The sequence below is a fragment of the Pseudomonas sp. RP-B7 genome (assembly GCF_059803535.1).
In genome coordinates, this window is record NZ_JAPFHC010000001.1 from 478,143 (window position 1) to 501,868 (window position 23,726).

17 protein-coding genes and 1 pseudogene are annotated in these 23,726 nt (G+C 60.2%); 12 read left to right on the forward strand and 6 right to left on the reverse strand.

Going from position 1 to position 23,726, the window contains the following annotated elements; genetic code table 11:
• The first annotated feature begins 190 nt into the window (after window positions 1-190).
• The 4 genes from OPU96_RS02090 (at window position 191) to OPU96_RS02105 (ending at window position 6,064) form a co-directional block, all read left to right on the forward strand.
• Window positions 191-1,345, forward strand: coding sequence for an efflux RND transporter periplasmic adaptor subunit (locus OPU96_RS02090; protein WP_226457132.1), 1,155 nt, complete (start codon window positions 191-193; stop codon window positions 1,343-1,345).
• 6 nt (window positions 1,346-1,351) lie between these two features.
• Window positions 1,352-4,444 (forward strand): multidrug efflux RND transporter permease subunit, encoded by a 3,093-nt coding sequence (locus OPU96_RS02095; protein WP_226457133.1) that lies wholly within the window; start codon window positions 1,352-1,354, stop codon window positions 4,442-4,444.
• Between the two features lie 192 nt (window positions 4,445-4,636).
• Window positions 4,637-5,278 (forward strand): DUF1345 domain-containing protein, encoded by a 642-nt coding sequence (locus OPU96_RS02100; RefSeq protein WP_226457134.1) that lies wholly within the window; start codon window positions 4,637-4,639, stop codon window positions 5,276-5,278.
• 324 nt (window positions 5,279-5,602) lie between these two features.
• Window positions 5,603-6,064 carry a hypothetical protein gene (locus tag OPU96_RS02105; RefSeq protein ID WP_498558565.1) on the forward strand — a complete coding sequence of 154 codons (462 nt, stop codon included), beginning with the start codon at window positions 5,603-5,605 and terminating at the stop codon, window positions 6,062-6,064.
• Window positions 6,065-6,128: 64 nt separating this feature from the next.
• On the opposite strand, the gene OPU96_RS02110 is transcribed toward OPU96_RS02105, so the two are convergent.
• The 3 genes from OPU96_RS02110 to OPU96_RS02120 all read right to left on the reverse strand — a co-directional run bounded on the left by OPU96_RS02110 (window position 6,129) and on the right by OPU96_RS02120 (window position 12,102).
• Window positions 6,129-8,393, reverse strand: a complete 2,265-nt coding sequence (locus tag OPU96_RS02110) for an autotransporter outer membrane beta-barrel domain-containing protein (protein ID WP_498558566.1) — start codon at window positions 8,391-8,393, stop codon at window positions 6,129-6,131.
• 245 nt (window positions 8,394-8,638) lie between these two features.
• Window positions 8,639-10,633, reverse strand: coding sequence for a hypothetical protein (locus tag OPU96_RS02115; protein WP_498558567.1), 1,995 nt, complete (start codon window positions 10,631-10,633; stop codon window positions 8,639-8,641).
• A gap of 221 nt (window positions 10,634-10,854) precedes the next feature.
• Entirely contained in the window at window positions 10,855-12,102 is a 1,248-nt protein-coding gene (locus tag OPU96_RS02120; protein WP_498558568.1) for a hypothetical protein, read from the reverse strand.
• A gap of 248 nt (window positions 12,103-12,350) precedes the next feature.
• Between OPU96_RS02120 and OPU96_RS02125 the strand changes: the two are divergent.
• The 5 genes and pseudogenes from OPU96_RS02125 to OPU96_RS02145 all read left to right on the forward strand — a co-directional run.
• Window positions 12,351-13,390: pseudogene (locus tag OPU96_RS02125) on the forward strand (LacI family DNA-binding transcriptional regulator); the annotation flags it as partial.
• Window positions 13,391-13,434: 44 nt separating this feature from the next.
• Complete coding sequence (locus tag OPU96_RS02130; RefSeq protein ID WP_498558569.1) at window positions 13,435-14,217, forward strand: sugar phosphate isomerase/epimerase family protein; 783 nt, start codon at window positions 13,435-13,437, stop codon at window positions 14,215-14,217.
• Complete coding sequence (locus OPU96_RS02135) at window positions 14,210-15,151, forward strand: sugar kinase (RefSeq protein ID WP_498558570.1); 942 nt, start codon at window positions 14,210-14,212, stop codon at window positions 15,149-15,151. Before OPU96_RS02130 ends, OPU96_RS02135 begins: the two co-directional genes overlap by 8 nt.
• Before the next feature lie 45 nt (window positions 15,152-15,196).
• Complete coding sequence (locus tag OPU96_RS02140) at window positions 15,197-16,489, forward strand: MFS transporter (protein WP_226457141.1); 1,293 nt, start codon at window positions 15,197-15,199, stop codon at window positions 16,487-16,489.
• Window positions 16,486-17,463: a 2-hydroxyacid dehydrogenase gene (locus tag OPU96_RS02145; protein WP_498558571.1), complete on the forward strand. Its 978-nt coding sequence runs from the start codon at window positions 16,486-16,488 to the stop codon at window positions 17,461-17,463. The genes OPU96_RS02140 and OPU96_RS02145 overlap by 4 nt, the downstream gene beginning before the upstream one ends.
• 83 nt (window positions 17,464-17,546) lie before the next feature.
• Here the strand turns inward: OPU96_RS02145 and OPU96_RS02150 are convergent, their stop codons facing one another.
• Window positions 17,547-19,172: a methyl-accepting chemotaxis protein gene (locus OPU96_RS02150; RefSeq protein ID WP_226457143.1), complete on the reverse strand. Its 1,626-nt coding sequence runs from the start codon at window positions 19,170-19,172 to the stop codon at window positions 17,547-17,549.
• A gap of 234 nt (window positions 19,173-19,406) precedes the next feature.
• Between OPU96_RS02150 and OPU96_RS02155 the strand changes: the two genes are divergently transcribed.
• On the forward strand, window positions 19,407-20,834 hold the full coding sequence (locus tag OPU96_RS02155) for a nucleobase:cation symporter-2 family protein (protein ID WP_305392566.1): 1,428 nt from the start codon (window positions 19,407-19,409) through the stop codon (window positions 20,832-20,834).
• Window positions 20,835-20,846: 12 nt separating this feature from the next.
• Window positions 20,847-21,290 carry an LEA/WHy family protein gene (locus OPU96_RS02160; protein ID WP_192299650.1) on the forward strand — a complete coding sequence of 148 codons (444 nt, stop codon included), beginning with the start codon at window positions 20,847-20,849 and terminating at the stop codon, window positions 21,288-21,290.
• Window positions 21,291-21,432: 142 nt separating this feature from the next.
• Here OPU96_RS02160 and OPU96_RS02165 read toward each other — a convergent pair whose 3' ends face one another.
• Window positions 21,433-22,359, reverse strand: a complete 927-nt coding sequence (locus OPU96_RS02165; protein WP_192299651.1) for a carbon-nitrogen hydrolase family protein — start codon at window positions 22,357-22,359, stop codon at window positions 21,433-21,435.
• Between the two features lie 81 nt (window positions 22,360-22,440).
• Here OPU96_RS02165 and OPU96_RS02170 point away from each other — a divergent pair, with 81 nt between their 5' ends.
• Window positions 22,441-23,334, forward strand: a complete 894-nt coding sequence (locus OPU96_RS02170) for a LysR family transcriptional regulator (RefSeq protein ID WP_498558572.1) — start codon at window positions 22,441-22,443, stop codon at window positions 23,332-23,334.
• Here the strand turns inward: OPU96_RS02170 and OPU96_RS02175 are convergent.
• On the reverse strand, window positions 23,327-23,581 hold the full coding sequence (locus OPU96_RS02175) for a hypothetical protein (RefSeq protein ID WP_003190904.1): 255 nt from the start codon (window positions 23,579-23,581) through the stop codon (window positions 23,327-23,329). The two genes, OPU96_RS02170 and OPU96_RS02175, sit on opposite strands and share 8 nt — an antisense overlap.
• Window positions 23,582-23,726: the final 145 nt, after the last annotated feature.

Here is a 23,726-nt window from a genome sequence, read left to right on the forward strand (position 1 = left end):
CCCACCGCATTCGCGAGCAAGCCCGCTCCCACATTATTCGATCTTTGGTGTTTGCAGGATTGTGCAAGGATATACGTCCTCTGCCGACTATGGGCGGCACCTTACATTTCTTCACACACCCCCTACATAGCTTCACAGCACTCCCCCACCCGTGACCTTAGGATGCACCTCTCATTATTGGGATAAGAGCATGTCGAAGAATCTGTTTGCGCCATTTTGCCTGCTGGCCCTCACCCTGGCCCTGAGCGCGTGTGGCGACTCTGGCGCCCAAGCGCCGCAAATGCCCCTGGCCAAAGTGCGCATCGAAACCCTGGAAGCCAAGCCCCTGTCGATCAGCAGCGAGCTGAGCGGGCGCATTGCCGCGCCGCGCATCGCTGAAGTGCGCGCACGGGTCGCCGGCGTGGTGATGCAGCGGGTGTTCAAGGAAGGCCATGACGTCAAACAGGGCGACGTGCTGTTCCGTATCGACCCGGCCCCGTTCAAGGCCGACCTCGACAGTGCCCTGGCCAACTTGAGCAAGGCCGAGGCAGACGCCTTCAAGGCGCGCCTGCAGGAGCAGCGCTACAGCCAATTGGTGGAAGGCAACGCCATCAGCGGCCAGGACTACGACAACGCCCGCGCCGCCGTGCGCCAGACCAACGCCGAAGTCGCCGCCAACAAGGCCGCCGTCGAGCGCGCCAGGTTGAACCTGGGCTACGCCACCGTGACCGCGCCGATTTCCGGGCGTATCGGCCGGGCGCTGGTCACCGAAGGCGCCCTGGTGGGCCAGAACGAAGCCACGCCGCTGGCGATCATCCAGCAGTTGGACCCGATCCACGCCGACCTGACCCAATCCACCCGTGAGCTGAATGATCTGCGCCGCGCCTTCCGTGCCGGCAGCTTGAAGCAGGTTGGCCAGGACCAGGCCAAGGCCACGCTGGTCCAGGACGATGGCAGCCTCTACCCGTTGCCAGGCAAGTTGCTGTTCGCCGAGATCAGCGTCGACCCCGGCACCGGCCAGATCATCCTGCGCAGCGAGTTCCCCAACCCGGACCTCGACCTGTTGCCCGGCAGCTTTGTGCGGGTGCGCCTGGAGCAGGCCGTCGACAGCCAAGGCATCAGCGTTCCGCAACGCGCCATCACCCGTGACAGCGCAGGCATCCCCATGGTGTTGCTATTGGACGCCGAGCAGACCGTCAGCCAGCAACCCGTGGAGCTGGGTGCGGTGATCAACGATCGCTGGGTGGTCAGCCACGGCCTCAAGCCCGGTGACCGCATCATCGTCGAAGGCCTGCAACACGCCCGCCCCGGGGAAAAAGTCGAGGTGGACGACAGCCCAACCTCCGGCCAGCTCGCAAAGGAATAATCCGACATGCCGCAGTTCTTTATTGACCGCCCGATCTTCGCCTGGGTGGTCGCCCTGTTCATCCTGCTCGCCGGTTTGCTGGCGATCCCGCAGTTGCCGGTGGCGCAGTACCCCAACGTCGCGCCGCCCAAGGTGGAAATCTACGCGGTGTACCCCGGCGCCTCGGCGCAGACCCTGGATCAAAGCGTGGTCAGCCTGATCGAGCAGGAGCTCAACGGCGCCGATCACCTGCTGTATTTCGAGTCCCAGAGCAGCCTCGGTTCGGCCACCATCACCGCCACCTTCCAGCCGGGCACCAACCCGGAAATGGCCCAGGTCGATGTGCAAAACCGCCTCAAAGCGGTAGAGCCGCGCTTGCCGCAAGCCGTGACCCAGCAGGGTTTGCAGGTGGAGAAAGTCTCCGCCGGCTTCCTGCTGTTGGTGACCCTCACGTCTAACGACGGCAAGCTTGATGACGTGGCGCTCAGCGATTACCTGGCGCGCAACGTGATGAACGAGCTCAAGCGCCTGGACGGTGTGGGCAAGGCCCAGCTGTACGGTGCCGAACGCGCGATGCGCATCTGGGTCGACCCGCAGAAGCTGATCGGTTTCAACCTCACGCCCGCCGATGTGAATGCGGCGATCAGCGCGCAGAACGCCCAGGTTTCAGCGGGCAGCATCGGTGATCTGCCGGGGACAAACACCCAGGAAATCACGGCTGCGATCCTGGTCAAGGGCCAGCTGTCGACACCGGCAGAATTCGCCGACATCGTGCTCAAGGCCAACCCCGACGGCTCTACCGTGCGCATCGGCGATGTGGCGCGGGTGGAAATCGGCAGCCAGGAATACCAGTTCTCCACGCGCCTGAACGGCAAGCCGTCCACCGCCGTCAGCGTGCAACTGGCGCCGGGCGCCAACGCGTTGAACACCGCGACCCTGGTGCGGGCAAAGATGGATGAGCTGTCGCGCTACTTCCCGGCGAACGTGGAGTACAAGATTCCGTACGACACCTCGCCGTTCGTCAAAGTCTCGATCACCAAGGTGGTCTACACCTTGCTCGAGGCCATGGCGCTGGTGTTTGCGGTGATGTTCCTGTTCTTGCAGAACGTGCGCTACACGCTGATCCCGACACTGGTGGTGCCGATTGCGTTGATGGGCACCTTTGCCACCATGTTGCTGCTGGGGTTCTCGATCAACGTGCTGACCATGTTTGGCATGGTGCTAGCGATCGGCATCCTGGTGGACGATGCAATCGTGGTGGTGGAGAACGTCGAGCGGATCATGGTCACCGAAGGCCTGTCGCCCAAGGAAGCCACGCGTAAAGCCATGGGCCAGATCACCGGGGCCATTGTCGGCATCACCCTGGTGCTGGTGGCGGTGTTCCTGCCGATGGCGTTCATGGCCGGTTCGGTGGGGGTGATCTATCAGCAGTTCTCGCTGTCGATGGCCACCTCGATCCTGTTCTCGGCGTTCCTCGCCCTGACCTTGACGCCGGCGCTGTGCGCCACCTTGCTCAAACCGATTGCCAAGGATGAACACCACGCCAAGGGCGGCTTTTTCGGCTGGTTCAACCGGCGTTTTGAACAGCTCACCGACCGCTACGAAGGCTGGGTGGCCTATGCCCTCAAACGCAGCGGCCGCTACCTGTTGATCTATGCCGTGCTACTGGTGGGCCTGGGGCTGATGTTTATGCGCCTGCCCTCCTCGTTCCTGCCGGTGGAGGACCAGGGCTACACCATCACCGACATCCAGCTGCCGCCCGGCGCGAGCAAGAACCGCACGGTGCAGGTGGCCGAGCAGATCGAAGCGCATAACACCGGCGAGCCTGGGGTGGGCGATACCACCATGATCATGGGCTTCAGTTTCTCCGGTTCGGGGCAGAACGCGGCGCTGGCGTTTACCACGCTCAAGGATTGGTCCGAGCGCGGCAGCGACGACTCCGCGGCGTCGATTGCCGACCGCGCCAACATGGCCTTCAGCGAACTTAAGGATGCGATTGCCTACGCGATCCTGCCGCCGCCGGTGGATGGGCTGGGTACGTCGAGCGGGTTCGAATTCCGCTTGCAGGACCGTGGTGGCGTCGGCCATGCGGCCTTGATGGCGGCGCGTACCGAGTTGCTGGCGGCCGCCGAGAAAAGCCCGATCCTCGCCAACGTGCGCGAAAGCGCCCTGGCCGAGGCGCCGCAGGTGCAACTGGTGGTGGACCGCAAGCAAGCCAATGCGTTGGGCGTGTCCTTTGCGGACGTGGGCAATGTGTTGTCGTCGGCGATCGGCTCGGCCTATATCAACGACTTCCCCAACCAGGGCCGCATGCAGCGCGTGGTGGTGCAGGCCGAAGGCGACCAGCGCAGCCAGGTGGCAGACGTGATGAAGATCCACGTGCGCAACAACGCCGGCAAGATGGTACCGCTGTCGGCATTTGTCGAAGCCAAGTGGACCCAAGGCCCGGCGCAGTTGACGCGGTATAACGGCTACCCGGCAATTGCGATCAGCGGTGAAGCGGCGCCAGGGCACAGTACGGGCGAAGCGATGGATGAAATCCAGCGACTGGTCAGCCAGTTGCCCGCTGGCCTGGGTCAGGAATGGACCGGGCTGTCGTTGCAGGAACGTTTGTCCGGCGCCCAGGCACCGTTGCTGTTGGGCCTGTCGTTGTTGATCGTGTTCTTGTGCCTGGCGGCGCTGTATGAAAGCTGGTCGATTCCAACGTCGGTGCTGCTGGTGGTGCCGCTGGGCGTGCTTGGCGCGGTGTTGGCAGTGACCTTGCGCGGCATGCCCAACGATGTGTTTTTCAAAGTGGGCTTGATCACCATCATCGGCCTGTCGGCGAAGAACGCGATTTTGATCATCGAGTTTGCCAAGGACTTGTACGACCAAGGTGAAGACTTGATCAGCGCGACATTGAAGGCCGCGCGCCTGCGTTTGCGGCCGATCATCATGACCTCGCTGGCGTTCATCCTTGGCGTGGTGCCGCTGGCGATTGCCACCGGGGCCAGCTCCGCGAGCCAGCAGGCGATTGGTACGGGGGTGATTGGCGGGATGATCACGGCGACGCTGGCGGTGGTGTTTGTGCCGGTGTTCTTTGTGGTGGTCATGAAACTCGTGAAGAAAAAGCCTCGATAGCCCCAACACCGCAGCTCCCCTTGTGGGAGCTGGCTTGTGTGGGAGCGGGCTTGCTCGCGAAGGCGGTGGGTCAGCCAATGAATGAGTTGACTGACACACCTCCTTCGCGAGCAAGCCCGCTCCCACAGGGGGTTAGTTACCGCATTCTCGTTCCTGTACAGTCTGCTCACACGCCGTCAGCTGTGAGTCCCTATGCCCTTCCTCGCCCGCACCCACCCTCGCCTCTCCGCCGCCGCCCTGCTCGGCCTTGCCGTCGGCATCCTGGTCCCCGCCGGCAGCCTCATCAGCAAAACCCTCATCGGCTGGAACGCCGGTGTCTGGACCTACCTGATACTGATGCTGTGGCTGACCATCCGCGCCAAGGCCCCGGACGTCAAACGCATCGCCGAAATCGAAGATGAAAACGCCGGGCTGGTGCTGTTCACGGTGTGCATTGCCGCTATCGCTAGCCTGGCGACCATCACTTTCGAACTGGTCGGCAGCAAGGACCTGGCCACCACCGAACGTCTGCTGCATTACGGTTTTACTGGCTTGACGGTCATGGGTTCGTGGTTGCTGATCGGGGTGATTTTCAGCGTGCATTACGCCCGCCTGTATTACACCTGGGACGGCAAGGAACCGGCGCTACGTTTTGCCGAAGGCCTGACGACGCCCAATTACTGGGACTTCCTGTACTTCTCGTTCACCATCGGCGTGGCGGTGCAAACTTCGGATGTGGGTGTGGCCACGCGGGGCATGCGCAAGGTAGTGCTGGGGCAGTCGTTGATCGGGTTTCTGTTCAACACCGCGATCCTCGGTTTCTCGATCAATATCGCGGCGGGGCTGTTTGGCTGAGTCGCACAGCGTCCCTAGCCATTAATGCACATTCGCCGCAAAAGCGGCACGGTCTGGTTCAGCGCTGTCACTTGACGCACAGTCCATTAGTACAAAAGCTGATTAAAACGTCACCACTTAGATGTATCCCTTAACAGCAGGCAGCCGCTAACACGTACTTCTGTAGCAAAGAGTCGTTGAACTCTCAGGCGCTCATACACTGTTGCATTCGTATACTGTTAGTGTTGACAGTTTACAGCGCCTACACTCTCCTATCTCATGCTTCATGACAGAGCCGCTGACACCTCTGTTACACGCACATTCATCAGCGATGGAGAAGCTATCATGTCCGCACAACAGCAAGCTTTAACGCCCGCACAACAAAAGCTGTTACGTCCAAAGCGCCTTATGGCCACCGGGCAATTCGATGCAAAGATCAATTTGTCACCCGTTATTTTTCAGACACTGACACTAAAACATAACTTCGAGCGGGCAACCTACAGCATTGACGCACGACATGCGGACAACTCCGTAACCATTAAGGAAATACATATCCAACTGCCCGACAATGTTCGCACAGGCAGCGTTATCGACTTGTCCAAGCAGGAGTTTACCGAGGTCAAAGTATGGTATGCGGTCAAGTCGCCCACGGAACATTACACGGTAACTTGCATCGCCGGAACATTGACCATCCTGAGCTTGAGTGCAGGCATCATTAAAATCAGTGGCCAGTTGAGAGGTACCACTGACACCAACCCCAGCGGTAACGCTTTCGTTTTGGATGTAGATTTCGATCTGAGCAGTTGACCCTTCTGCGGGCACAAAAAAACGCCCGTATCTTGCGATACGGGCGTTTTTCATTGACCGGCGCTTACCACATATAACGTACGCCTACGTTGGCACCCCAAGGCTGCTCGACCTTGCCGCCGCTGCTGTGTTCAAGATCGGCATGCAGTTGCAGGTTCTTCGACAGCTTCACCGCAACACCCGCACCGAACTCAGCACGCGAACCTGACAGGTCGTTGTTGAACACATTATTGTTCACCGACACCTTATTGTTGTTGGCAAACTCGTGCACCATCGCCGCGCGCAAGTAAGGCTGGACCACGCTGCCACTGTCGAGTTGAATATCACGCCCAACCGTTGCACCGGCCTTGGCCATGATTGAGCGAGTACGCTCGCCCTCGGCTTTGAGGCCATTATCCAAGTTGTAGTTGGCGCCCTGGATCACCACGGTCGACATTTGGGCATACGGCTCGACAAAGAAGCCATCATCCAGCTTGATGTTGCGACCGAACTCGGCCGACAAACCACCACCGGTGTTGTTGTACTTGCCCTTGGACGAGGTGCCGTCGCTCAAACCGACCTTGGACTCGTTGTGGAAGCGGTTGACCTTGGCAACTGCGTCGAAATACAGGCCGCTTTCATCATCCAGCCAGGTGGCATATGCCCCCAGGTAGTAGCTCTTCACGTTACCGGAAGTGCCGCGTTTGAGGTTCAGGTCGGACGAACTGTGGCCAGCCATCACACCTACCAACCACTGGCTATCGGCCAGCGGCGTGTCGGCACCCAGAGTAAAGCCCTGCTGGGTTTGGTCGTAGCCCACGCCCGTGCTCTCGGCCACCTTGTATTTATTGCCATAACCACGAATCCAAACACCCGCCTGACCTGGCTCAAATCGCAATTCACCCATACGCGTACGCAGTGAAGTGGCCTCGCCATACCACACGGTCGGTGCGGTGTTGAACAGCGCCAGCACCGAGCGAGTACCAGGGCTGATCACACGATTGTTTGGGTCAAGGAACCAATCGGTGCCTTCCTTCTTCAGCCCGTAGGAATAAGCACCTACGTCGACCACGTCGCCCACCAGGGAGAAGTTGGCGTCACCACCTCCGGTGTGTACCACGCGGATCTCTTCAGGCTTCACCGGTTCTGCACCGCTGGCTGCGAGCAACAGGCTGTGGTTGCCCTTGGCCTCGCCTTCGATGTTCAGGAAATCCGTAACGCCACGGGCAAAATCAGTGCCCATGACAAAGGTGCCATTGCCTTCCAGGCTGTCCAGGTCCAATTGATAGAAGGCGTTGGTGTCGCCAAATTTCACCGTACCACCCGCCAGGCTCAAGGCGCCGACCTGGCTGTCGCCGGTCAACTCCCAGAACGACGCGTCGCCAACGTTCAGGCTGGTGACATTCTTCAGTTGGCCAGTGAGACCCGCATTGTTCTGCAGGTTCAAGTGCGCAGTGCTGCCATTCTCGACAATCACGTTGCCGTTCAAGCGACTGTGATCGACGTTCATGCTGGCCGTTGCACCACCGTTGACTTCCAGCAACGTACCGTTGCCACCGGTCAGGGTCGAGCCGTTGCGCACGTCGATCTCAACGTTCATAGCCTCGCCAGGATAACCATTGACGACAAGGGCAGAACCCGTACGACCTTCGACATGGGAGTTGTCCAGCGCCAGTTTGCCGATATCACCTTTACCGAAATCATTGCTGAATACCACGCCATTCTTGCCACCCACGATGGTACTTTGGCTGGCCGTGGCCGTCGCGCCGTCAAGCAATACGCCGTAGCTGTCGGCGCCCGTACCTTCCACCAACGTGTTCTGCTTGAAGTGCAATTCACTGTTCCCATACGCCATGGCGCCGCCAAGAAGACCACGGATGGTACTGTTATAGACCTCAGCAACACCGCCTTTTTCCGAGTTGAAATTCTGGAAAGCTTGCAGGCCAACAGTTGTGTTACTGGTGATGGTGCTGCCTTGAATAAGAGCAGAACTGTCATCCAGGCGAACGGCGCCAAACGTCGAGTGGTTGGATTCAACCGTAGCGTCATTGATCCTGACGGTGGAGCCTTGGGTTGCACGAATGTCATCGACCTGGCTGCCCGCATTGACAGTAAGTTCTGAATCGTTGACCAGGATATTACCGGCCCGTGCGCCGTTAAGCGTCAGATCGGATTTCTTATCCAATTGCCAATCATTCTTCAATTCACTGGAATCAATAACTTTTGACTCACCGACCAATTGACCGGCTTCAACAGTTGTTTGAGAGGCTGCAAACATTAAAAAAGCAACCGCAGGAAGTTTCATCATCTTGTTCAGTGGCTTGAGTTCAAAATTAACTAACGTAGACATGGTGGTTCACTCTCTGGGATAGAGCCTCTAAAACGGTATGACTCGTTCCCTAGGAATGGAGCCTTACCTGTGCGGCGCAGAGATTACGTAGTGAACGTACCCTTTGATGTAGGATTAATCTGAACAGTCAGCGCTACATATCAATTGAGCGATAGCGAAACGAGCAAAGAGCCTGAAACAGCAACGGAAAGATGCACAAAAGGGAAGCCGGGCTTCCCTTTTGTGCTATCAGTTTTCAACGCATTTCAAGGTGTGGGTACAAAGGGCTCCCGATCGCAGAAAGAGTCAGGGTTGGAGAAGCCGGTGTACACATCGGCCAATTCACCGTGACCGGTTGCTCCCGTCGATGTGATCGTGGAGTAAGTCACCTCACAAGGCCCGAACGGCACCTGTGCCAGGAAGGGTCGGTACGTCACTTCAACGTTAAAACCACTGGTCACCTGTGCGGGAGTCAATGGTGGCGTCGTAATCGAAAGCATGAATGGCCCTGATGGCAACCCTGGGAAATCGTTAGTGATCGTGATCGTGACATCCACGGTATTGCCTGCCACCAGCCTCGGGTCCCCTGGAATGAACAACTCCCCATAGAGAACCGGTGGCGAACCGGGCATACGGGTCAGCAACGACGCACAAGACCATTCGCCCAGACCATCAAGGCGCAAGAACTGTGCAGGCGGCAATACCACCGTTACGGCGTCAATCACGTTGACTGTGGTGACACCCGATGGGTTCTCATTGGTGGTACCGGGGCCGGTAACAACGTAGCTGACAGGTTGCGGGCCGTTGCCGTGTCGGGCGACTACATCCCATGGAATGGTGAATACAAAGTCGGTGCCGGGGGCAGTTGCTCCGATATTGAAAGGACCCACGCGTTCTTTGGTGACACCCCATAACAGATAAATGTCATTCAATGGATGAGGCAGAGCGGGAATATTCCAGAGCTCAATCCTGATGGTCACAGGCTGATCAGCGTCGGCAATCCGCAAAGTATTCAGCTCGGTGGCCGTGACCGCGCCAAACACCCGAGCCAGCTCAAGCCCCGGATTTTCGCTGCCTGGCGGAAGCGTAATCGGCAACACTGGCCCCTCTACTGACAAATCGAGGCGCACTGATTTGTCTGGAGATGGGAAGAATAGGCCATTGCGTTCGATCCGATAACGTACCATCACCGTCTGCGGGCCCAGGGTCGCAGTGTAGGCGGCCCGGATCGCATCATTCATGTTGTCGAAGATTACGTCAAAGTCAACGAGCGGAGGGGATTGCGGGCCAAAGGGTTGCGCCTGCCATTGCCACTCGAACTGGTCCAGCCCGGTGGCAAAATTCAGGTACTCCTCAATATGCAGCTCAATGCCTGCCAGAAAATCTGGAATATCGAGCAAATCATCCGCACCGCCAATATCGTCAGGCGCAAGCGGAAGTACAGGCGCCAACGGCACGGGGTCGGCCAACAAGGAAACGGTGCGAAAATCAACAAAAGATGGACGACTGACATTCCCCGCCCGATCCGTGATGGTGTAGAAAATATAGTACAAACCGCTTAACACTATTTGCGCGGCTGACAGGAAGAAGGTGGCGCCGGTTGGCAACATCGGCACGCCGGGACCGCTTACTAAATACTCTGGTCGGGGGTCCATGACCGGGCTGAAATAAACGTTAATCATATCTCCCGCTTCATAGCGTCCTGGCTGCGGACCAAAGGTATTCGCAGGGATACCAATTTCCACACCGCCTTCACGGATCAGAAACGCATTATCGATAACCTCCCCCGGCGCCACATTGTTGAACGTCGGGACTGTCGGTTGTTCGCGCGAGGTCGCTACGGCATACGGCGCAATGGTATCGACACGGAATGCGCCGGGGTTGGATTCATCAAAGGCAGGTCCAGGGATACCCCCTGCCGCGTTACGGTACTGAGTGTTTTTGAGTTCATAAAAGCCGTGTCGAAATTCAGGCACTGGCGCAGCAACAAACCGGTCGATAATGGCTGGAACTGGATTGGTGTTGATCTGGAAGGGCGCCACCAGCGTGCTCCAGGTGGGCGGCGTCGCCGCGACATCGCGAATTTCGATGCTCATCCAATCGGTTGGCCGTGAAATCCCCCCAGTGCTCAGTTCCACGGTTATCCCGACCGGCGCAACGATCGCCGGAATAAGACCAGTGGCATCATCCAGTGCTTCGGCGATCGTGGGTGCATTGATGACGAGCGGCGCTGGTGCAGAGGTATTCGGATTGCTGCTCATTTCAAACTCTCCTTGCTGTTGATGTAGATACCGCATATCTCCGCCTAAGCCGTCAGAACAGGTCCGCGCCCCGCCAGAGCATTACAACCGGCAGACCAAAACCCGGGCACGCCCCTTCCGTCCGACTGACTTTCGGCCAAACAACGCTGGTGAAAAATTCGTTACACACTCCCCCCTCGAGCGCCCAGTGCTTAAGCGCTCAAGGGGGAGAACAGCAGAGCCTAGGGTTCAGGACCATTACCGCCAAGCCAGCAGTAGATAGGATCTGGTGGTATTGGCGAGGTCGGCACAACCCGATCGAACTGCACGAACCGGGAAGCAGAACGACCCATCGGCACGCCCAATCTGGACACCGTATAGCTTGCCTCGCCGCCCGCATTTTTCTTCAAGGGTCGGATCACCCGCTCGACGTCTGTAATCCTGAAGTTGTACCCCAAGGCATCCGCAACACCGTCCCAAAAATGCGTCAAGGTCTCAACGACAGAAGGGTCCGGGTTGACATCAGGGTATTGGCCATAACCCTGGAACCGCAACGTAACCAGGTCCCCATCCTGCAGGTTTGGATCAGGTGGAATGAACACTTCGACATAAAACCAAATCGCAGGCGTAGTACTGCAGGTCATATATCGATTTGGATGCGACTCAGATTGAGGGAAACTGGGCCGCGTGTAGATTGGCGCAGGAAGATCCGTCTCTAGCCTTACTCGGGCCACCTGCGAGAACAACGGATTGACATTGCCCGCGCGGTCCATCAGACGATAGAAACAGAAGAGGAACAAAGCCCCTGGAAAACTGCGGAAAACCTCGCGGGGCACATCAACGAATATCCGGCCAGTGGCACTGCTAAGCGGGGGGGAGACAAGCGTCGGAGCACCGGTTGGCAGCAGATTCATATCAGAAAAATAAAGTAGCACTACGTCGCCCACCTCACGGTCCAGATACCCATCTGGAATTTCCATGGGCACCAGGGGATTGGCGTCCAGATAGGAGGTGGTAATCGGGTCTCTAGGATAAATGGCCGGAGGTAGCAACGCTCCGCTACCTGGTGCATCACGATCGATTCGGATGGTTACGATGCTGGAAATATCAAAACTCGGGCCGTCCGGCGTACGGTTATGCACGCGATACCGAACATCAACAATTGCGCTGCTCAACAAAAAAGCCTGCGGTATTTGCACACGCAGAGGAAAATCCGCAGCGGTCAGCGGATTTGGCAACAAAATAGGCGGTGCATCAGTAGGTCGGGCACCTCGCACAGCCCACTCGAACACCACATACTGGTCGCGGCCCGGAGTCGGTAAAAACGCCCAGGGTGTTGGAAGATCGACCTCAAGGTCCGCGAAGTAAAATCGGGCGGGTATCAAGCCATCCGACTCCGCGTCGACGAAATCCGCTGCGTCCAGAATGAGCGGCCCAGCCGGCCCCGAGGGTCCACTCGCCCTTGACTGCCCAGAACCTACAGTGTTCATAAAGGCCTCCCAGAATACAAACACGCCTGACTCTCAGGCGATTCGAATAAACGTTTTACGAGGTCGATTGAACTCCATTCACCTGTCTGCAACTACTGTCAGAACTAACAGGTTCACACTCCGTTCGTCGTTTTCACCCGCCACTTCATTGGCGGGCTGGGCGAATATTTGCTTGACGATGCCTGCGGACTGGTGTTTTCTGAAACCGGTTTCAGTCGTATCCCAAATCGAATAAGAAAGGCGCAACCGTGACTTCATTTTCCGCCGCTCAGCGCAGCCGCGTGACCATGCTAGATGTGGCCCAACACGCCGGCGTGTCCAAAGCCAGTGTCTCGCGCTTCATCGGCGACGACCGCGCCCTGCTCTCCGACGCTATCGCGTTGCGTATCGAGCAAGCCATCGAGCAACTCGGCTACCGCCCCAACCAGATGGCCCGTGGCCTCAAACGTGGGCGCACACGCCTGATCGGCATGCTCGTCGCCGACATCCGCAACCCCTATTCCATTGCCGTGATGCATGGCGTCGAAACCGCCTGCCGCCAGCACGGCTACAGCCTGGTGGTGTGCAACACCGACCGCGATGACGAGCAGGAGCGCCAACACCTGGCCGCGCTGCGTTCGTACAACATCGAAGGGCTGATCGTGAACACCCTCGGCCATCACCTTGACCAATTGCTGGAACTGCAACGGGAAATGCCCCTGGTGCTGGTAGACCGCAAGGTCGCGCCGTTGCACAGCGACCTGGTCGGGTTGGACAACCCGGCGGCGGTGCGCATGGCCATTGAGCACCTGCAACAACAGGGTTACCGCGATCTGTTGCTGGTGAGTGAAGCCACCGACGGCACCAGCTCGCGGCTGGAGCGATTGGAAAGCTTCAAGGCCGAGATCGCGGCCCGTCCCGACTTGAACGGCGCGGTGCTGGAACTGGACGACAAACTGCACGCCAACCTGCAAACCTTCCTCGCCAAGCCCGGCCCCAAAGCGCTGTTTTGTGCCAACGGTGTTGCCGCGCTGGCCTGCACCCGTGCGCTCAAGCAACTAGGTTGTGACCTGTTCGGCGACGTCGGCCTGATCGCCCTGGATGACCTGGACTGGTATCCCTTGGTCGGCAACGGCATCACTGCCCTCGCCCAACCCACCGAGGCCATCGGCGCCAGCGCATTCGACTGCTTGCTCAAGCGCCTGCGCGGTGATACCGATCCCACGCGCACCCTGGGTTTCCTGCCCCAACTCATCATTCGAGGCTCGACCCGCCCCTCGTAGGAGCCGGCTTGCCGGCTCCTGCAGTTTGTTTTGTGAATAAAAATGAAACCGGTTTCAGAGGTAAACAACAATGCATAAATACCCCGTTTCCATCAGCCTCTCCAGCTACGGCGCCGACCGGGTCCGTGAGCAAGGCCAATTGAGTTTCGTCGAATTGCTCGCCTCTGCCGGTGCACAACGCATCGAATGGCGTGAGGAATTACTGACGCACGAACACCCCGCCGAGTTGGCTCAGGCCGCGGCGCAACACGATTTGGAATCGGTGTTTTCATCGCCGCTGGAGCTGTGGGTCGCCGGCCGCGCCCAGCCCAACGCCGAACTCGCCGCCACCCTCGACCGTGCCCAGGCCTTCGGTGCGCGCTGGCTGAAAGTCTCCCTCGGCTACTTCACCGACACCAACGACCTCGAAAGCCTGCACGCCCTGCTCAGCCGCCACCCGGTGCAGTTGCTGGTGGAAAACGACCAGACCCTGCACGGCGGGCGTATCGAGCCGATGCAACGCTTTTTCACCGAAGTCGAACGCCTCGGCCTGCCGGTCAAGATGACCTTCGATATCGGCAACTGGCAGTGGCAGGACCAATCTGCCCTGACTGCCGCGCGCCTGCTCGGGCGACATGTGGATTACCTGCACTGCAAAGCGGTGGCGCGCCGCCCGGACGGCAAACTCGTGGCCCTGCCACCCGGCGCCACCGACCTGCAACTGTGGGAACAACTGCTCAAGCACATGACCCAAGGAATTGCCCGGGCAGTGGAATTCCCGCTGCAAGGCGACGACCTGATCGCGGTTACCGCACACCAGGTCGCCACCCTCGCCCTGCTGGGCCAACCTCGCGTGGAGAACGCCCATGTCTGAGATCGATATTCTGTCTTTTGGCGAAACCATGGCGATGTTTGTCGCCGAGCAGACCGGCGACCTGGCCCAAGTGGCGCAGTTTCATAAACGCATCGCCGGGGCCGACAGCAACGTCGCCATCGGTCTGTCGCGCCTGGGTTTCAAGGTGGCGTGGCTGAGTCGGGTGGGCAACGATTGCCTTGGCCGCTTTGTGGTCGATACGTTGAAACACGAAGGGCTGGATTGCCGGCACGTGGCCGTCGATCCCCTGCATCCGACCGGCTTTCAGTTCAAGTCCCGCGAAGAAGCCGGTGCCGATCCCCAGGTGGAGTATTTCCGCAAAGGCTCGGCGGCCAGTCACCTGTCGCTCGCGGCGATGAGCCCTGGCTTGCTCAACGCCCGCCATCTGCACGCCACGGGAATTCCGCCGGCGTTGTCCGAGGCCACCCGCGAGTTGTCCGTCGAGTTGATGACACAGATGCGCAAAGCCGGGCGCAGCGTGTCGTTCGACCCCAACCTGCGCCCGTCGCTGTGGCCCAACCAGCAGACGATGATCCGTGAAATCAATGCCCTCGCCGGCCTGGCCGACTGGGTCTTGCCGGGCCTGGGCGAAGGCCGCCTGCTCAGCGGTTTCGACGACCCGGCCGACATCGCCGCGTTCTACCTCGACCGGGGCGCCGAAGCCGTGGCGATCAAGCTCGGTGCGGACGGCGCCTACTACCGCACCCACCTGGACCAGGGCTTTGTCACCGCCGTACCCGTGGAAAAAGTGGTCGACACCGTCGGCGCCGGCGATGGTTTTGCCGTCGGCATGATCAGCGCCCTGCTGGAAAACCTCAGCTTCCCCGAGGCAGTGCAGCGCGGCAACTGGATCGGCAGCCGGGCCGTACAGAGTCGCGGTGACATGGAGGGTTTGCCCACCCGTGAAGAGTTAACCGTCAAATCCGTTGCTTGACCCACAACCTGTTGCCACAACTACAACAAGCTCAGGAGCAACCCCATGGAAACCGTGAAACTCGCCACCCGCCGTTGGTGGTACATCATGCCCATCGTTTTTATCACCTACAGCCTGGCCTACCTGGACCGCGCCAACTACGGCTTCGCCGCTGCCTCCGGGATGGCCGAAGACCTGATGATCACGCCGGGCATGTCCTCGCTGCTGGGTGCATTGTTTTTCCTCGGCTACTTTTTCTTCCAGGTGCCAGGGGCGATCTATGCGCAAAAACGCAGCGTCAAAAAACTGATTTTTGTCAGCCTGATCCTCTGGGGCGGCCTGGCCACCCTGACCGGCGTGGTGTCCAACGCCTACATGCTGATCGTGATCCGCTTCACCCTCGGCGTGGTCGAAGCGGCAGTGATGCCGGCGATGCTGGTGTACCTGTGCCACTGGTTTACCCGTGCCGAACGCTCGCGGGCCAACACCTTCCTGATCCTTGGCAACCCGGTGACCATGCTGTGGATGTCGGTGGTGTCGGGCTACCTGGTGCAGCATTTCAGCTGGCGCTGGATGTTTATCATCGAAGGCCTGCCCGCCGTGTTGTGGGCATTTATCTGGTGGCGCCTGGCCGATGAGCGACCAAACGATGCGAAATGGCTGAGCGACAGCGAAAAACACAGCCTGCAAAGCGCCCTCGCCGCCGAACAGGTGGGCATCAAGGCGGTGAAGAATTACGCCGAGGCGTTCCGCTCGCCGAAGGTGATCATCCTCGCGCTGCAGTTCTTTTGCTGGAGCATTGGCGTGTACGGTTTTGTGCTGTGGCTGCCGTCAATCCTCAAGGCCGGTTTGCAGATGGACATGGTCGAGGCCGGCTGGCTGTCGGCGCTGCCTTATCTGGCAGCGGTGATTGGCATGCTCGTGGTGTCCTGGGGCTCGGACAAGCTGCAAAAACGCAAACGCTTCGTCTGGCCGCCGCTGCTGATCGCGTCCATCGCGTTCTACGCGTCCTACGTGCTCGGCGCCGAACATTTCTGGTGGTCCTACACCTTGCTAGTGATCGCCGGGGCCTGCATGTACGCGCCGTATGGGCCGTTTTTCGCCATCGTTCCGGAGATCCTGCCGGCCAACGTCGCCGGGGGCGCCATGGCGCTGATCAACAGCATGGGCGCCCTTGGCTCGTTCGGCGGTTCGTACCTGGTGGGTTACCTCAATAGCAGCACCGGCTCGCCCGGTGCCTCGTACCTGCTGATGAGCGGTGCGTTGCTGCTGTCGGTGGTGCTGACGATTTTCCTCAAGCCCGGCGCCAGCGATCGCGTGCCGGCGCCAACCCTGGATTTGAAGGTAAAGACCGCATGAAAAAGTCCGTTGTGCTGTACAAAAAACTCTCCGCGCCGCTGATGGCGCGCCTGCATGAACAGGCCGAGGTCACGTTGATCGACGCCCTCGACGAACCGGGCTTGGCCAAGCTGCGCGACGCCCTGCCGACCGCCCACGGCCTGCTCGGTGCCAGCCTGCGCCTGGACGCGCAACTGCTGGACCTCGCGCCGTACCTGGAAGCGGTGGCGAGCGTGTCCGTGGGGGTCGACAACTACGACATCGACTACCTGACCGCGCGCGGCATCCTGCTCAGCAACACCCCCGACGTGCTCACCGAAACCACCGCCGACACCGGCTTCGCGCTGATCCTCGCCACCGCCCGGCGCGTGGTCGAACTGGCCGACATGGTGCGCGCCGGGCAGTGGCACAAGAACATCGGCCCGGCGCACTTTGGCAGCGACGTGCACGGCAAGACCCTGGGCATCATTGGCATGGGGCGCATCGGTGAAGCCTTGGCCCAGCGCGGGCACTTCGGCTTTGGCATGCCAGTGCTCTATCACAGCCATTCGCCCAAGCCGCTGGTGGAAGCACGGTTTGGCGCGCAGTACCGCAGCTTGCAGGACCTGTTGCAGCAAGCCGACTTTGTCTGCCTGACATTGCCGCTCACCGCTGAAACCGAAAAGCTGATCGGCGCCGAGGAGTTCGCCTTGATGGGCCCGGACACGATCTTTATCAACATCTCGCGGGGCAAGGTGGTGGACGAAGCGGCGCTGGTGCAGGCGTTGCAACAACGCACGATTCGCGCGGCGGGGTTGGATGTGTTTGAGCGTGAGCCGCTGAGTCACGACTCACCGTTGCTGCGCCTGAACAATGTGGTGGCAACCCCGCATATCGGCTCGGCGACCCATGAGACGCGGGAGGCGATGGCCAAGTGTGCGGTGGATAATCTGCTGCAGGCATTGGCGGGTGAAAAGCCAAAAAATCTGGTGAACTCAGCCGCCTGGAGACAGTAACCCCTCGCACCCTACAAAACCCATGTGGGAGCCCGCTCCCACACAAGCCCACTCCCACCCTATTGATCTCATTTCACGCCAAGTCAGATAACGAACCTGGCCACCATCCCATTCAAATCCACCGCCAGGCGCGACAGCTCATGGCTGGCCGCGCTGGTCTGGTTGGCGCCCGCTGCCGACTGGGTTGCCAGGTCGCGGATGTTCACCAGGTTGCGGTCCACCTCACGGGACACCTGCGCCTGTTCTTCCGAAGCGCTGGCGATCACCAGATTGCGTTCGTTGATCAGGCTGATGGACTGGGTAATCTGCTCCAGCGCCACACCGGCGGCGCGGGCCATTTCCAGGGTGTTTTGCGTGCGCTGGTTACTTTGCTGCATCGATTGCACCGCTTCACCTGTGCCGTTCTGGATGCCGGCGACCATCTTCTCAATTTCCTGGGTCGACTGCGCAGTGCGATGGGCCAGGGCGCGCACTTCGTCCGCCACTACGGCAAAACCGCGTCCGGCCTCACCGGCACGGGCGGCCTCGATGGCGGCATTGAGCGCCAGCAGGTTGGTCTGCTCGGCAATGGCGCGGATCACGTCGAGCACTTTGCCGATGTCCCGGCCCTGGGTCGCCAGGCCTTCGATCAATACGGCCGTGTTTTGCACGTCGTGGGTCATGGTCTGGATCGCCTCGACGGTTTCCACCACACGGTCGCGGCCTGCCCGCGCCGCCTGGTTGGACTGGCCGGATGCTTCGGACGTGGACACCGCATTACGCGCCACCTCTTCCACGGCCGCCGTCATCTCGTTGACCGCCGTAGCGGCCTGATCGATTTCGTTGTTTTGTTGTTGCAGGCCTTTGGAGGCTTCTTCGGTGACCGCGCTCAGCTCTTCAGCGGCAGACGCCAACTGCGTGGCCGAACCGGCGATGTGCTGGATGGTCTGGCGCAGGTTGGCCTGCATCGTCGCCAGGGCGCTGAGCAGCCGGGCCGGTTCGTCCTTGCCGTCGTCCTCGATGGTTTTGCTGAGATTGCCGGCGGCGATGGTCTCGGCCACTTCCACAGCCTTGCGCAGCGGCGTGACGATGCTACGGGTCAATAGCCAGGCCAGCAGTACAGTGAGCAGCGCGGCGGCGACCGCGACCACAATCACCCCCATGATTGCGCCTTGGTAACTCTGCCCGGCATCCGCGTCGGCTTGCTTGGCATTCGCCGCGTTCATCGCGATGAGCTTGTTCAACTGCTCGCCCATCTGGTCGGTGCCTTCCTTGATCCGCGTGTTGATCAGGGCGCGCATTTCCTCGACCTGGCCCTGTCGCGACAAGGCCAGCATGTCGGCCTGGGCCTTGCTGTAGTTGTCCAGGGTGGTCACAAAGGTCTTGTACAGCGCGGCCTCATCTGCGCTGGCAGGCAGCGCCGCATAACCCGCCTGGGCGGTTTTTACCTTGTCGGCCAGTGCCGCCATGCGGGTTTCCGCTTCCTGCAGGCTGGCCGGCTCGCGGTTGACCAATACGCGAAATGACAGGATGCGCAAACGCAACACGTTTTCGGTGATGTTGCCCAGGTACGTCACGCTGGGCAGTTGGTTGGCGCTCATGTCCACCGAGGACTGGCGGATCTGCGTCATGCGGTTGACCGCGAACACCCCCAATAGGATCACTAACAACGCAATAAAGGCGAAACCGAGAAACGCGCGAGGGGCAATGTTCAGTTGGCGAAGTGACATAGAGGATGCTCTCAGATGGAATGTTTGCGCGCGTCCCTGCCGCGAAACGATCCGTCAGCGACAACGCGCTGCTCAGACCTTGGTCACCACTGTTGTAATTGATAGGTGGGCCTATCCACGTTATCGGCAAGCAACCGCGTTATATGCAGGGTCTTTATAAATATTTTTTTACACTTCTGGCGTTGGGCAGTTTCTGGCATCCTGCGCCTCCATTTTCTGACCCGAGCCATCATTTTGTCTGACGCTCAAGCCCCGCGCCCCCGCTATAAATCCGACCTGATCTACGGCCTCGAAGACCGTCCGCACTTCACTGCCGCGATTTTTGCCGCACTGCAGCACGTGTTGGCGAGTTTTGTCGGGATCATCACGCCCACCCTGATTGTCGGCGGCGTACTGGGCCTGGAAAGCGAAGTGCCCTATCTCGTGAGCATGGCGTTGTTCGTGTCGGGCCTTGGCACCTTTGTGCAGGCGCGCAAGTTCGGCCCCATCGGCTCCGGCTTACTGTGCCTGCAAGGCACCAGTTTCTCGTTTATCAGCGTGATCCTCAGTGCGGGGTTCATGGTCAAGGCCCGGGGCGGCGGCACCGATGAGATTCTGTCGACAATCTTCGGCATCTGCTTTTTTGCGGCGTTTATCGAAGTGGTGCTCAGCCAGTTCATCGGCAAACTGCGCAAATTGATCACCCCGGTGGTCACCGGCACCATCATTACCTTGATGGGGTTGTCGCTGATCAAGGTAGCGGTCACCGACATGGCCGGCGGTTTTGGCGCCCCGGACCTGGGCGCCGCCGGCAACATGGGCCTGGCGGCACTGGTGCTGCTGACCATTGTGGTCCTCAACCGCTTCAGCAATCCGTTCCTGCGCCTGGGTTCCATCGTCATCGGCCTGACCCTGGGCTTCGTGGTGGCCTGGATGATGGGCCGCGTGGACCTGGCGGCGCTGCCCCAGGTGCCGTTGATCAGCGTGCCGGTGCCGTTCAAATACGGCTTCTCGTTCGACTGGGTGGCGTTTATCCCGGTGGCGGTGATCTTCCTGATTTCGCCGTTGGAAGCGGCCGGCGACCTGACGGCCAACTCGATGATTTCCCAACAGCCGGTCAAGGGCCCGCTGTACATCAAGCGCATCAAATCGGGCCTGCTGGCCGACGGTCTCAACTCGGCGATGGCCGCGACCTTCAACAGCCTGCCAATGGTGACCTTTGCCCAGAACAACGGCGTGATCCAGTTGACCGGCGTGGCCAGCCGCTACGTGGCGTACTTTATCGCCGGCCTGCTGGTGCTGTTGGGGCTGTTCCCGATGATCGGCGCGGTGCTGCAGCTGATGCCCAAGCCGGTTCTGGGCGGCGCCACCCTGATCATGTTTGGCACTGTGGCCGTGGCCGGCATCAAGATCCTCGCCGAAGCCGGGCTGCACCGCCGCAACGTGCTGATCGTGGCGATCTCCCTCGGCATGGGCCTGGGCGTCGCCGCCGTACCGGAAGTGCTGCGCGACCTGCCCAAGGCGCTGCACAACATCTTCGAATCGCCGATTACCGTGGGTGCGTTCTGTGCAATCGTGCTGAACATTTTCCTGCCGGAAGAGTTCATAGAGCTGGAAGAAGATGAATTTGATCCGGAGTCCTCTACCCTCAAGGTAATGCAAGACCCGGACGTCACTAAATAGGAGCACCTTTGCATGCGCAAGCTCATGGTTGTAACGCTAATGCTGCTGACCTTGAGCGCCTGCGCGCTGTTCCCGCACCGTGACCCGGTGACCATCAACGTGGTGGGCATCGAACCGCTGCAAAGCCAGGAGCTGGAAGTGCGGTTCTTGGTGAAGCTGCGGGTGCAGAACCCCAATGAAACGGCGATCGACTACAACGGCGTGGCCCTGGACCTGGAAGTCAATGGCCACCCGTTGGCATCGGGAGTGAGCGATCAGGCCGGGAGCATCCCACGCTTTTCCGAGACGGTGCTGAAGGTGCCGGTGAGTGTTTCGGCGTTCTCGGTGTTGCGCCAGACCCTGGGCCTGAGCCAGACCCAGAGTTTGAACAACCTGCCCTACGTGCTGCGGGGCAAGCTGGCGGGCGGGCTGTTTGGCACCATGCGCTTCGTTGACCGCGGAACCCTGGACCTGTAGTGAGCGGGCTTGCCCGCGCTGGGGGGCCGCCCCAAACGGTCCGCCGCGGTATATCAGAAAGACCGAGGCGTCTGGATTTGGGGCGGCTTCGCCCCCCAGCGCGGGGCAAGCCCGCTCACTACAGGTTTTCAGCGGGTGCATGTCAGTCAGTGATAAAGCGCACCCCCGGCCTGGCCCGTTCATCCACGACCAACTCGAACACGTCCGGGCGGGCATAGTGCCCCACCACGTCGTAGTCATACCGCGCACGCACCAGCTCATCGGTATCGATCTGCGCCGTGAGCAACCCCGCCTCGCCCAGCAATGGCCCTGCCAGCACATCCCCCATCGGCCCGACAATCACGCTGCCACCGGCAATCAACGGCCGCTGCGCCGGCCAGTTGGCGATCTGCACACCTAACGCCTCGGGCGATGCCTGCACCTGACACGCACTGACCACAAAGCAGCGTCCCTCATGGGCGACATGACGCATGCTGACCTGCCACATCTCACGCTCGTCCACCGTCGGTGCGCACCACACCTCCACGCCCTTGGCGTACATCGCCGTGCGCAGCAGCGGCATCATGTTTTCCCAGCACACCGCACCGCCAACACGTCCGACCGCCGTGTCGATCACGGGTAACGTCGAGCCATCGCCCTTGCCCCAGATCAACCGCTCGGTGCCGGTGGGCATCAGCTTGCGGTGCTTGGCCACCAGGCCGCCTGCCGGTTCGAAGTACAACACGGTGCAATACAGGGTATTGCCACTGCGCTCGATCACACCAAGGACCAGGCTGGCGCCGGTACGCGCCGACAAGCCCGCCAGCGCGTCAGTCTCGGCGCCGGGCACGTCGATGGCATTGGCAAAATAGCGCGCAAAGGCCTCGCGCCCCTCCGGCAGCCGGTAGCCCAATTGCGTGCCGAAGCTTTCGCCCTTGGGATAGCCACCGAGCAACGCCTCGGGCATCACCACCAGTTGCGCGCCACTGCGCTGGATCTCGTCCTCGTAACCGAGGATTTGCGCAAGGGTGTCAGCCTTGCCGCCGGGCAAAGAACCGATTTGCAAAGCAGCTACAGTCGAAACAGGCATCACGATCACTCCGGAAAATGGGGTTGCCCATTCTCCCGCCAGCCTCGATCATGAATAAAGCCCAGTTCACTGCTGAATGATATGAGCCAAATGAATATCGCCAAGGTCGATCTGAACCTACTGAAAACCTTCGAAGCCCTGTACGACGAATCCAGCGCCAGCCGTGCGGCATTGCGCCTGGGCGTCACGCAATCGGCCGTCAGCGCCGGGCTGCGGCGCTTGCGTGAGGTGTATGAGGATCAGTTATTCGTGCGCACCGGCCGTGGGTTGGCGCCGACCTTGCGCGCCAATCAACTGAAACCGCTGATCAGCGAGGCCCTGGAACGCTGCCGGCAAAGCCTGGCCATGGTCAACCCGGATAACCAGCAATATCAGGGGCGCTCGGTGGTGCTGGGTTTGTCCGATGACTTCGAAATCGCTTACGGCCGCCGGCTGATACAAGCCATCGCACAACGGGCGCCGAAACTGCGGGTGATTTTCCGTCAGACCCACAGCCAGATCGTCGCCGGCGCCCTGCTCGACCGCAGCCTGGACCTGGCGATCACGGCGGGCGGCTTTGCCCAGGGCAGGCTGAGCCGCCAGGTGTTGGGAGAAGGTGATTACCGCTGCCTGCTGGACTCGGACCAGGCGGACATCAGCCTGGACGAGTTCGTCAGCCGCGAGCATGTGCTGGTGTCATCCGGCGGGTTTATCGGGATTACCGACGAGGGCTTGGCGGCCCAGGGTTTGAGCCGCCAGGTGTGTGCGTCCACCAGCCACTTTGCCGCGCTGCCGTTTCTGCTCAAGGGCAGCCAGGCGGTAGCGACCATTCCGGGGCATGCGGCGCAGGCCATCGCGCAGATGAGCGGCCTGCGTATGCTGCCGTGCCCGCTGGCGTTGCCGCGCTACCCGGTGGAACTGGGCTGGCGCACCCAGGCACAGCTGGATCCGATGTTACTGAAAGTGCGTGAAGCGATCGTGGCGAGCTTTATTTAGCCGCTGCCATCAACTTGTTGACCTCACTGCGCACCATGTTGGAAAACTCCGGCGGCGACATGCCGTCGAGTTCGGCGCGGACCCACTCGGCCCATTTACCCTTGCGCTTGGCACGCTCGCCGAACAAGCGCGCCGCTTCGCCCTTGGCCTTGCCCAGGTTGGTTTGCCACAGGTCGTAGAGGCGCGACTTTTCATCTTCCAGCTCGGCACGTTCGGCGAGGGTCTTGTTGGCCAGATTGAAGCTCATGTTGAAATACCTGCTGCACAAATAGGCGACATCTTACACTGTAGGTCCAAATTTCCTGATTCGGATTTTGCCCAAGACCCGGCGGCGGCAAAAAAAACGCAACTTTTGCCGCCGCCCGATACTCCATTGTTCACTGTCACATTCA